This window comes from Ottowia thiooxydans (assembly GCF_040548795.1).
GTDB lineage: Bacteria > Pseudomonadota > Gammaproteobacteria > Burkholderiales > Burkholderiaceae_C > Ottowia > Ottowia thiooxydans_A.
Window position 1 is genome coordinate 108,411 of sequence record NZ_JBEPSH010000014.1, and the last position, 10,679, is coordinate 119,089.

A 10,679-nucleotide genomic window follows, 5' to 3' on the forward strand; every position below is an offset into this window, starting at 1 on the left:
CCATCACCCATGTGAGGTTGGCCACTGCAACCATCGAAAAGGAAAGTTGATGCACCCGAGCCGCCCTGAACGACCCCGCCTGCTCTCGCGCCCAACGGCCGCGACATCTCCTCTGGCGTACGCCACGCTGCTGCTGTGCATGGGTGCGGGCAGTCTGAGCATGCCATCCATGGGCTTCGCCCAAGGCGTGCAGCGTGCAGCATCTGTGGTCCGGCATGACATTGCGTCTGGCTCGCTGGATCAAGCGCTCAACAGCTTCGCAGCCACAGCTGGCGTGGTGCTATCGATCGACGGATCACTGACTGCGGGCAAAACCAGCCGCGGGCTCACCGGCAACTTCAGCGTGAACGATGGCTTTGCATCATTGCTGGACGGTTCAGGCCTGGAAGCGGTTCAAAGCGTCGGTGGCGGTTTCGTGTTGCGCAGATCGGCGGCTAAGCCGAAGTCATCGGAAGCTGCAGCACGGGACGCAGGGGTCACGACTTTGCAGACGGTCACCGTCACCGCACGCAGCGAGTCCGCTGAAAGCACTCCTGCGCCCTACTCAGGCGGACAGCTTGCCCGTGGAGGACGGCTTGGACTGCTGGGCAACAAGGACGTCATGGACACGCCCTTCAGCATTGCCAACTACACCAGTGAACTGATCCAGAACCAGCAAGCCGCCACACTCGCTGATGTTCTGGACAATGATCCAGCTGTTCGCATGAGTTCCCGAGGACGCAACACCAGCGTGGGTGGTGGCGACAATTTCTTTCTGCGAGGCTTCGGTCTGGCCAACCGCGACATTTCGTTCAACGGCCTCTACGGCGTTCTGCCTTATGGCAGCCTCTCGCTGGAAACAGTGGAGCGTGTGGAAGTTCTCAAGGGTCCTAGCGCGTTATTGACCGGCATGGCACCCAGCGGTGGCGTCGGGGGAGCCATCAACGTCGTGCCCAAGCGTGCGACAGATAAGCCCATCACCCGCTTCACGGCCGGCTACGCGTCTGACTCTCAATGGGGCGGGCATATCGATGTGGGTCGGCGATGGGGCGAAGACAACCAGTTTGGTGTGCGAGCCAATGGTGTCTACCGCGATGGCCATACGTCCACCTCCGGTCAGAGCGTCGCGCTCGCTGCAGGCGCCATAGGGCTCGACTACCGTAGTGACCAACTTCGTGCATCGTTCGATCTGGGCTATCAGTCTGACGATGCCAAGGCGGCTGCAGTGGGTTATCGACTGGCGCCCACCTTGACGGCCATTCCCCTGCCACCAAAAGCTGGGGAAAGATTCGCCCAGAACTGGGAACGCAGGACTTACAAGGACGATTATTACGTCGCACAGGCGGAATACGACGTATCGCCTGTCTGGTCGCTCTATGGAGCAGCGGGGGCTAGAAATCACCACCACACGAACTTCCGCACCGAATCACGCATTCTCAACCCCGCTGGCGATACCACCACCTCGCCCGTCAACTATCCGGAGTCGTCCAAGTCGAAGTCCTATCTTTTGGGCACCAGGGTGAAGTTCGGCGCCCTGAATGCTTGGCATGAGCTGAACATAGCCGCGTCTTCCATGGATATTGAAGCGGGCTATGCCTTCGCACAGTGGCAAGGTTTCGCGTCGAACCTCTATCGCCCGGTGTTGGTGGAAAACCCCTTCCAGACCGGCGCGCCTTTTGCTGGCTTCATGGATACCCGCCAAGCATCCCAGACCAAGCTTTCATCGGTGGGTATCTCGGACACCATGGCCTGGCATGACGGTGCCGTTCAGCTTACGCTTGGCCTGCGGCGCCAGAAGATCACGGTTGACAACTACGCGGGCACTGCACCAGTGAACAATTGGATTTCCGGCTATGGAAAATCCGTCAACTCGCCAGCCGTGGGCCTGGTGTTGAAGCCGTGGGACCACGTATCCATCTACGCCAACTACATCGAAGGACTGAGCGCAGGTGCGACGGCACCGGCTGATGCAGAAAACGCGGGCCAAGCCTTCCCGCCAGTCAAGACCAAGCAAAAGGAGTTAGGCGTCAAGGTCGATTTCGGACATGTCATTGGCACCATCGCACTCTTTGAGCTGCAGCAACCCAATGCGATCACGGTACCCGGCAACGCGCCCAATCGATACCGCTATGTGATGGATGGCGAACAGCGCAACCGGGGAATGGAAATCAGTGCGTTCGGTGAGGTGATGCGCGGCCTGCGGGTTCTGGGCGGGGTGACTTACATGCAAGCCCAGCAGGTACGCACGCAAGGGGGCATCAACGATGGCAAGAGTGCCATTGTCGCGCCGCGGTGGATCAGCAACGCCGGCGTCGAGTGGGACACGCCATTCCTGCCAGGCCTGACGTTGACAGCACGCACCTTGTTGACAGGGTCGCAGTACGTGAATGCACAGAACACACTCCAGTTGCCAGGATGGGCCCGCTGGGATGTGGGTGCGCGCTACCTTACCCGCTCGTTCGGACGCCCCCTCACCCTTCGAGCCAACGTCCTGAATGTGGCTAACCGCAGCTATTGGGAAGGCAGCGCAGGCTCAGGCGGAATCGTGCTATCTGCACCTCGTACCTTCAGTATTTCCGCGACCATGGAATTTTGACGGTGCGCCTGCGACCGGCAGTCACGCGCCTGCATCGCTGGTTCGGCTTGAGCATGGCGGGGTTTCTGTTTCTTGCAGGGTTGAGCGGCGCATTCCTGGCCTGGTATGAAGAGCTGGACGCTTGGCTAAGTCCTGCGCTTTTGAAGGCCCAACCTGTGACCGGTCATGAACACGTGCTCGCACCTTTGGTGCTTCGCGCGCAGGTAGAAAGAGCGTACCCTGACAAGCTGGTCAACCACATTCCACTCAGTCAGCCGGCTGGTCGCTCGGCAGTGTTCTATGTAGTGGCTCGGCCAGGTCAGCCGGGAACGCCTGAGGCTCCAGTCCTTCAGGTTCTCGTTCACCCCTACACCGGTCAGGTACTAGGCGAGAGGGTGCTGGGAGAAATCGGATTCGACCCCAAACATGTCATGCCTTTCATCTACCGCCTGCACCATTCGCTGGCGCTCGGCACGGCAGGAATCATCCTGCTTGGTGCGATGGCAATACTGTGGACAGTGGACTGCTTTCTGGGTTTCTGGCTCACCCTGCCTGCCCCTCGCCGAAGGCTTGAATCAGCTGTTCCTGGCCAATTGACTGGCAAACCGTGGCTCGTCAAATGGAAGCATTCCTGGTCGATCCGGTGGCACAACGGAGCCTACAAGCGGAACTTCGACTTGCACCGCGCCGGGGGGCTCTGGATCTGGCCCATGTTGGTGGTCCTGGCGTGGAGCAGCGTGGCTTTCAACCTCTCGCCTGTCTACTACAGCACGATGAAATCAGCAGGCTTGCCGTTTCAGGGGACAGCGAAGTCACTGCAGGCGAGTGGCGTCCCTCAGTTCGAGCCCGGTCTCGATTGGAGCCAGGCTCTCAAAACCGGGCGTGAGCTGATGTCCGCTCAAGCCTTGGCACGAGACTTCAAGACCGAGCGCGAAGACCTGCTCTATTACGACGTGCGCAAAGCGACCTTCAGTTACTACGTACGCAGCAGCCTGGATGTGCGAGAAAAGGTTGGCCGCACCCATGTGGTCTTCGACGCCCATACTGGCGCACTTCGCAGCACATGGATTCCGACGGGTGCAGCCGCTGGCGATACGCTCACCAGTTGGATCACGGCCCTGCACATCGCGGGAATGTGGGGCCAACCGTTTCAGATTTTTGTCACTCTGATGGGTGTGCTGGTCGCGATGCTGAGCCTCACCGGCCTGGTCATCTGGCAAAAGAAGCGACTGCTTCGCAGGAAAGCCGATCAAGCACGCCGGCACTGAGCCAGCGAGTGAGCGGTCTGCCTGTTTTGTGTGGCCAAACCTACGCGGCCCCTGCGAAGAGACCTTTATGCTGATCCCTCAGCAGATTCTTCTGCACCTTGCCCATCGTGTTGCGAGGCAGTTCCGTTTCAATGAAACAGCGCTTGGGAATCTTGAAGTTGGCAAGGCGGGCCTTGAGCTCGGCCAGCAGGTCCTCACCATTTAACTTCGCGCCTGGTTTGGCGATCACCACCGCAACGCCTACCTCGCCAAAATCGGGATGAGGCACGCCAACCAAGGCACTCTCAGCCACACCCGGCAACTCGTTCAGATAGCCTTCGATCTCCGCCGGATAGACGTTGTAGCCTCCGCTGATGATGAGGTCTTTGCTCCGTCCCACAATGGTCACGTAGCCGTTCTTGGCCTGCTGACCGACATCACCTGTCTTGAAGAACCCATCAGCAGAGAATTCCTCTGCGGTTTTTTCGGGCATGCGCCAATAGCCGGCAAAGACGCCTTCGCCTCTGACTTGAATACCCCCAATTTCCCCGACAGGGACTGGCTTTCCGTCATCGCCCAGCACCCGCAGTTCGACCCCTGGCAGAGGGAAGCCGACCGTTCCCCCGCGCCGCTCGCTCTGGTTATCGTGGCGAGCGTCGGCGCGATAGGGGTTGCTGGTGAGCATGGTGGTCTCACTCATGCCATAGCGCTCGAGGATAGTGTGGCCTGTGCGCTCGCGCCAGTCGTTGAAGGTCTCCAGAAGCAACGGGGCAGAGCCGCTGATGAAAAGACGCATGTGCGACGCTTGCTCTCGATTCAGAGAGGGCTCTGCCAGCATGCGGACATAAAGCGTGGGTACCCCCATGAAGACCGTCGCGCGGGACATGTCAGCTATGGCGCGGCGGGGGTCGAATTTGCCCATCCACAGCATCTTGCTGCCGTTAAGCAGCGCGCCATGGATGGCTACAAACAACCCGTGTACATGGAAAATGGGCAGGGCGTGAATGAGAACGTCGTTCTTTTCCCAGCCCCAGTAGTCCTTGAGCACGCGCGCGTTGGACAGCAGGTTTCCATGCGAGAGCATGGCACCCTTGCTACGGCCGGTGGTGCCGCTGGTGTAGAGAATGGCAGCCAATTCGTCTGCGCGGCGATTCGCCGGCTTTTGCTGGTCGCTGCAGTGCACTGCGCGCTCAAGAAGGCTGCCTGTACGGTCGTCGTCCAAAGTGAACACATGGCGTGCGCCGGCCTTGAAGGAAAGCTTGCTCACCCAGTTGAAGTTCTTGCTCGAACAGACCACCACCGCTGGCTCGGCATTGCCGATGAAATACTCCATCTCGGCACTTTGATAGGCGGTGTTGAGCGGCAGAAATACAAAGCCCGCGCGCAGAGTTGCCAAATACAACAGCATCGCCTCGACCGACTTTTCCACCTGCACCGCCACCCGCGGAGGAACACCGTCTGCCGAGGGCGCAATATCGAGCGATTGCAGCAGGTTGGCGATCATGGCGGTGGCCCGGTCCAGATCACGCCAGGAGTAGCAAAGCCCGTCATCCGTTTCGACGGCAATACCGTCCAGATCGGCAGGGAAACCGGCGCGCAGCGCCACAAATAGGTTGTGGTTGGTCATCATGCTTAAAGCAAAAAATCAATGAAACTTGGGCGGTCTCTTCTCTATGAATGCAGAGATACCTTCACGGTGTTCAGCACTTTCGGCATAGGTATAGGCCTCTGGCAGCAACACTTCAACCGCCATCATTGAACTGGCAGCAAGCTCCCGTAAAGCCTGCTTGTTCATTCGCGCAGCTTCAGGTGCGAGGCTGGCGATGCGGCGCGCGCGCGAGTCTGCACGCGGCATCAATTGTGCATCTTCCTCCACCGCATGCAGAAAGCCTCGCGTCTTCATTTCCCTGGCGTCCAGTACGGCAGCTTCGAGGAGCATTTCACGGGCAGTCGCTTCACCGGCCACGCGCATCACCAATTGCGCTTCGCGCGGCGCCATCGGAAAGCCCAAGCGCGCAATAGGTGCACCAAACCTGGACGAATTGGAGGCCACACGGATGTCACAGCAGCTCGCGATTTCCACACCGGCGCCCATGCAATTGCCTTCGATGGCGGCCACGATGGGCACGTCACAGGCCAGCATGGCACCAAGGCCGCCCCAGACGTCGTCCTCATGGAAGGCGCGCAACTGGACTGGATCAAATCGAAAATCGGGGTATTCGGAGATGTCGCCCCCAGAGCAGAAGTTGCCGTCTTCTCCACGGATCAACACGCAGCGCCATTGGCGGCCAGAGTGCACCCGCGTGAAGACATCACGCAGCTGTCGCCACATGGAACGCGACATCGCATTGAACTTTCCGGGGTGCGAAAGGGTGACGATGGCTACACCCTCTTGCTCACTCAAGGAAACCTGACCACCTACAACTGGACTTGACACTCCGAAAACCACCTTCTACGTAATTAATCAAGCTTGGCGCCAGAGGCCTTGACGACCTGCGCCCAACGTTGGATTTCAGAGGATATCAATGATGCGAACTGCGGTCCTTCCACATCCGGAAAAAGAGCGCCCTGCCCGGCCCAAACTGCCTTCGCCTCATCCGTCTGGCAAGCTTTCCGAATGCTCTCAATGGCCGCTTTCTGCATATCTGTGGGCATTCCTTTGGGGCCCCAAATACCGTACCAGGTGCTCACGTTGTAATCAGGCAAGCCGAGCTCAGCCGCACACGGGACATCGGGGAAGGCTGGATTGCGCTGTTTACCTGCGACCATCATGGCCTTGATCCGGCCGCCCTTGATATGAGCGGCAGACGAGCCGAGTCCATCAAAGTTCATATCGACGTTGCCAGCAATGAGATCCTGAAGGGCCGGGCCAGCACCGCGATAGGGGATGTGCGTGATAAATGTCTTGGTCTGAATCTTGAACAACTCGCCCGCCAGATGGTGCACCGAACCGGCGCCGGCAGATGCATAGTTCATCTTGCCAGGGCTTTTTCGAATCTGGGCGAGCAGTTCTTTGAATGTGGCGGCAGTGGTGTGCTTTGGGTTCACGACCAGCACCTGCGGCACGCTTGCCACTTGTATCAAAGGTACGAAATCCTTCTCGATGTCGTAGTCGAGCTTGGGATACATGCTGGGGGCAATCATGTGGTGCGCGCCCCCCATGAACAGGGTGTAGCCATCAGCTGGTGCCTTGGCCGCCACAGAAGCGCCCACAGTGCCACCAGCGCCACCGCGGTTATCGATCACCAGCGTTTTGCCGGTCAGCCTCGAAAACTGAGCCGCCAGAGGCCGGGCAAATGCATCTGTACCGCCCCCCGCGGGAAAAGGCACAACCAGGTTCACCGGCTTGCTGGGCCAGGACGACTGCGCCGCTACGCCCAAGGGAAATGCTGCAACTGCGGCGCTACCCAAGATAGCCTGCCGACGTGTCAAGAAATTATGGCGCGTCCCCGAGGGGATGTTTCCAGTCTTAGAACTCATTCGTTTGTCTCCTTCGGATTTATGAGGTCAACACCCATTTTTCCCGCTGCAAACAATAACAGGGAGCCAGCTGGTCGTCGCCAACTTCAAAACGGAAAACATCCATGAAAACCCTATCAACCTAGAAACGGTAGTTGGACGCGCCCGAGAAGGTCGTCATCGGGTGCGCGTTGGCAAGGGTTTGAGCTGCGGCTCCGAGGCGCCTGCGCGCCCTCGGACAGCTCAAACATGCCCAGCCTCTGGTTGGGTAGCGCGCTACAAGGGTGCGGACGCGACAGCCTCCTAAGTTCAACGCTGCGGCATATCCTTGGCTCCATACCCCAGACTGACGGTGGCATCTGCGGGAATGGGGGGCATGGTGGCGGCCCATGCTTCCCACGACTCGCGCAGGGAGGCCAGGCGCTCCGGCTCGCGGCCAGCTTGATTGGCGCGCTCGCGCTCGTCTGCAGGGATGTTGAAGAGATAGTCAAACCCATCTACCCGAAGGTATTTCCAATCTCCGTCACGCAATGCCCTCTGCCCCCTGTGGTTCATGCGCCAATGGAGCGAACGGGCGAATATGGCCTTGGGGTCGACAAACACAGGCAGCAGCGAGACGCCGTCCAGGGGGTAGTTTTCATGAGGTGTCGCGCCGCCGATGGCCACCATGGTGGCTGACCAATCCATGGTCATGCACAGTTGCTCACTCAGACCGCCCGGGCGAATCATGGCGGGCCAGTGTGCAATCCAGGGCACACGGATGCCACCTTCGGTAAGATCCATCTTGCCGCCCACGAGGGGCCAGCTGTCGGAAAAGCGCTCACCTCCGTTGTCGCTGGTAAATACGATCAGCGTGTCTTCCAGAAGATCTTCGCTGCGCAAAGCCTCCACGATGTGACCAATGCCCTCGTCCATGTGATGAATCATGCGCTGATAGGTGTGGATGTTGCCCCCATGCAAATGAAAGAGATTGGATTTCACTTCCTGGGCCAACCCGGCATCATCGCGCGTCTCCCAGGGCCAGTGCGGAGCCGTGTAATGCACACTCAGAAAAAATGGCGTGCCTTCACGCGCACCGGGCGACATGCGTCGTACATAGTCCACCGAACGCTCGGAAATGAGGTCTGTCAGATACCCTTCCTGCGCGTGCTCCTCTTCTCCCAGGAATAAGTCGTGGGAGCCGTTGCTGCTGCAGTGGGTGAAATAGTCAACTCCCCCAGACATGGGGCCAAAGAATTCCTCATAGCCGGACTTGATCGGGCCGAAAGCCGGTGGGTAACCCAAATGCCATTTACCCACCAGCGCCGTGCGATACCCTGCCTCTTTCAGCAACGAAGGCAAGGTGGGGTGTTCGGCAGGCAGCCCCAAGGTCGTGCTGCCGCGGCTTTTGCTGTTGATGGGCTCCTCTGCCGCACCCCGCAGTCGATACTGCCAGCGCGCGGTCATGAGACCAAAACGAGTGGGTGAACAGACAGGCGAGTTGCTATAGCCCTGCGTGAACTTCAAGCCCTGCGTAGCCAGGCGGTCCAGCACCGGAGATACCGGACCGAACGTTGCATCTCTTCCTCCATAGCAACCCAGGTCAGCAAAACCCAGGTCGTCGGCCACAATGAAGATGATGTTGGGGCGTTTTTCTTCGGTCATTTCCAGTTCTGAGCCTTCATAAGTTCCAGTTACTTTAGGCTGACCAGCAAGAATTGACAAAATCAATCTTTGTTCATGAATACCCTATGCCTGCTTCACGCCTGACCGATCCAGAAGCGCTGCATGACATGCTGCTGTTCCGCCTCTCTCGCTTGACTGCCATCGGGGGGCGGCCCGTTGTTCAGATGTGCGAGAAAGAGTTTGGTGTTACCCGGCGCGAGTGGCGCATACTGGCAGAGTTGGCATTGCAACAAGGAATGCTGTCCTCTGAATTGGCCGAACAGACCGGGCTGGACCGAGCCATCACATCGCGCATCATTACCAGCCTGGTCCAAAAGCGTTTGGTGGTTCGCATACCTCGTCCCAGCGACCGAAGGCAAGTCCCGCTTCGCCTGACGCAAGCCGGCCTCGAACTGTATGAGCGCTTGCTGCCGCGTGTGGCAGCGTTCAATCGTGAACTGGTTTCAGTACTGTCTCAGAGCGAAGCCGATATTCTCGATGACCTGCTGGGCCGCCTACAGACGCAGGCAAGATTGAGCAGATGAATAGGCCTCCAGGCCCCCCGCTGCGCAAAGTCTCTCCCCTGCTCCAGACGCTTCTCCAACAGATCCTTTCATCTCGCAAATGGCAAAAAAAAAGAGACGGCATGCGTCTCTTGTTTTAATGGAAGGCAGGACTCTGGCAGAGCCTGCCCTGCCCGTCAGGAAATGGCTTAGGCCATTTCACCGCTTTGCACGCGGAAACCATGGGCGATGGCGTCACGGGTAGCGTCACGCACCGCCGAACGAGTCACTTGGCTGGGCGTGGCCACGCCAGCAGTCGCGTCATCGTAGCCATTTACAGCAGGTGGATTAGCAATGGCTTCCTGAGTAACTGCTTCACGGGTCAGGGTGCTCACAGCTTGAGCTTCATTCAAAAACAGCGGGCCTTCTCCAGATTCTGGCTGAGCAGCAAAAGCATTGCCTGCAAAAACGGCAGCGAGTACAGAAGCGATGGCGATGGATTTAACTTTCATGATCTTTTCCTTTTATTTGAGTGTTTGTTAAGTATTTGTTCTATCAGGCTGTTTCGCCGCTTTTCACTGTGAAGCCATGGGCGATGGCATCCAGAGTGGCTTCACGAACAGCGGCGCGAGAGACTTCGCTTTTCACCGCAGCACTGGCCGTAGCGGCGTCGTAGCCATTGACAGCAGGTGGGTTGGCGATGGCAGCCTGGCGGACTGCGTCACGGGTCACTGTGCTCACAGCCTGGGCTTCATTCAGGAACAGTGGGCCTTCACCAGATGCTGGTTGTGCGGCAAATGCGTTGCCGGCAAAAACGGCGGCGAGTACAGAAGCAATGGCGATGTTTTTAACTTGCATGATCTTTTCCTTTAAGTTGAATCTTTGTCCTGCGAGACCGCCTGGATGGAGGCCTCCTCTACGGTGAATCCGGTTCTTGTTTCCAGACTCATCTCGGAGGAGGCTTTTGCTTGAAGGCTGATGGCCGGCTCCGTAAGACGTAGTTTGCTCCAGGAATGGGGTGTTTAAAACCAGCAAACGGGAACAACACTTTCTCCTTTTCGGAAACAATCTTTTTGAGAAAGCAGGATCCAGCCGGCTCCGCCAGAGGAAGCCTGAAAACTTAAAGACTAAAAATGAAGGTGCAGCACTAGGGCGTGTCATCAATTAACCCCCCACGCGTTGCCAAGCCAGGGGGTGCCAGGCTAGGCGTGGCGAGCGCCGTGTACTCATGTACACAAGCGAGCCCCAACAACACCAGGCGCCCCCCGGCGT

At 58.4% G+C, this 10,679-nt stretch carries 9 protein-coding genes; 3 read left to right on the forward strand and 6 right to left on the reverse strand.

Features of this window, described 5'->3' with window-relative positions; all coding sequences use genetic code 11:
• Nucleotides 1–49: 49 nt before the first annotated feature.
• Together ABIE13_RS25905 and ABIE13_RS25910 are read left to right on the forward strand one after the other, a co-directional pair.
• On the forward strand, nucleotides 50–2,575 hold the full coding sequence (locus ABIE13_RS25905) for a TonB-dependent receptor (protein ID WP_354448905.1): 2,526 nt from the start codon (nucleotides 50–52) through the stop codon (nucleotides 2,573–2,575).
• A gap of 2 nt (nucleotides 2,576–2,577) precedes the next feature.
• Entirely contained in the window at nucleotides 2,578–3,822 is a 1,245-nt protein-coding gene (locus tag ABIE13_RS25910; RefSeq protein WP_354448907.1) for a PepSY-associated TM helix domain-containing protein, read from the forward strand.
• Nucleotides 3,823–3,862: 40 nt separating this feature from the next.
• Here ABIE13_RS25910 and ABIE13_RS25915 read toward each other — a convergent pair whose 3' ends face one another.
• The 4 genes from ABIE13_RS25915 to ABIE13_RS25930 all read right to left on the reverse strand — a co-directional run bounded on the left by ABIE13_RS25915 (nucleotide 3,863) and on the right by ABIE13_RS25930 (nucleotide 8,904).
• Nucleotides 3,863–5,428 carry a malonate--CoA ligase gene (locus ABIE13_RS25915; RefSeq protein ID WP_354448933.1) on the reverse strand — a complete coding sequence of 522 codons (1,566 nt, stop codon included), beginning with the start codon at nucleotides 5,426–5,428 and terminating at the stop codon, nucleotides 3,863–3,865.
• 18 nt (nucleotides 5,429–5,446) lie between these two features.
• Nucleotides 5,447–6,238: an enoyl-CoA hydratase/isomerase family protein gene (locus tag ABIE13_RS25920; protein ID WP_354448909.1), complete on the reverse strand. Its 792-nt coding sequence runs from the start codon at nucleotides 6,236–6,238 to the stop codon at nucleotides 5,447–5,449.
• A gap of 23 nt (nucleotides 6,239–6,261) precedes the next feature.
• Nucleotides 6,262–7,281, reverse strand: a complete 1,020-nt coding sequence (locus tag ABIE13_RS25925; protein ID WP_354448911.1) for a Bug family tripartite tricarboxylate transporter substrate binding protein — start codon at nucleotides 7,279–7,281, stop codon at nucleotides 6,262–6,264.
• A 288-nt stretch (nucleotides 7,282–7,569) separates the two neighbouring features.
• Complete coding sequence (locus tag ABIE13_RS25930) at nucleotides 7,570–8,904, reverse strand: sulfatase family protein (protein ID WP_354448913.1); 1,335 nt, start codon at nucleotides 8,902–8,904, stop codon at nucleotides 7,570–7,572.
• Nucleotides 8,905–8,990: 86 nt separating this feature from the next.
• Between ABIE13_RS25930 and ABIE13_RS25935 the strand changes: the two genes are divergently transcribed.
• Nucleotides 8,991–9,449, forward strand: a complete 459-nt coding sequence (locus ABIE13_RS25935; RefSeq protein ID WP_354448915.1) for a MarR family winged helix-turn-helix transcriptional regulator — start codon at nucleotides 8,991–8,993, stop codon at nucleotides 9,447–9,449.
• A gap of 167 nt (nucleotides 9,450–9,616) precedes the next feature.
• Here ABIE13_RS25935 and ABIE13_RS25940 read toward each other — a convergent pair whose 3' ends face one another.
• Both ABIE13_RS25940 and ABIE13_RS25945 read right to left on the reverse strand, forming a co-directional pair.
• The gene (locus ABIE13_RS25940) at nucleotides 9,617–9,919 is read right to left on the reverse strand and encodes a hypothetical protein (RefSeq protein WP_354448917.1); all 303 of its coding nucleotides are present in this window, start codon (nucleotides 9,917–9,919) and stop codon (nucleotides 9,617–9,619) included.
• 43 nt (nucleotides 9,920–9,962) lie between these two features.
• The gene (locus tag ABIE13_RS25945; protein WP_354448919.1) at nucleotides 9,963–10,265 is read right to left on the reverse strand and encodes a hypothetical protein; all 303 of its coding nucleotides are present in this window, start codon (nucleotides 10,263–10,265) and stop codon (nucleotides 9,963–9,965) included.
• Nucleotides 10,266–10,679: the final 414 nt, after the last annotated feature.

What these genes read in the sequence shown, in the direction of transcription:
- ABIE13_RS25905 (WP_354448905.1), top strand. Translation starts at nt 50, where the DNA reads ATGCACCCGAGCCGCCCTGAACGACCCCGCCTGCTCTCGCGCCCAACG.
- ABIE13_RS25915 (WP_354448933.1), bottom strand. Translation starts at nt 5,428, where the DNA reads ATGACCAACCACAACCTATTTGTGGCGCTGCGCGCCGGTTTCCCTGCC.
- ABIE13_RS25925 (WP_354448911.1), bottom strand. Translation starts at nt 7,281, where the DNA reads ATGAGTTCTAAGACTGGAAACATCCCCTCGGGGACGCGCCATAATTTC.
- ABIE13_RS25930 (WP_354448913.1), bottom strand. Translation starts at nt 8,904, where the DNA reads ATGACCGAAGAAAAACGCCCCAACATCATCTTCATTGTGGCCGACGAC.
- ABIE13_RS25935 (WP_354448915.1), top strand. Translation starts at nt 8,991, where the DNA reads ATGCCTGCTTCACGCCTGACCGATCCAGAAGCGCTGCATGACATGCTG.
- ABIE13_RS25940 (WP_354448917.1), bottom strand. Translation starts at nt 9,919, where the DNA reads ATGAAAGTTAAATCCATCGCCATCGCTTCTGTACTCGCTGCCGTTTTT.
- ABIE13_RS25945 (WP_354448919.1), bottom strand. Translation starts at nt 10,265, where the DNA reads ATGCAAGTTAAAAACATCGCCATTGCTTCTGTACTCGCCGCCGTTTTT.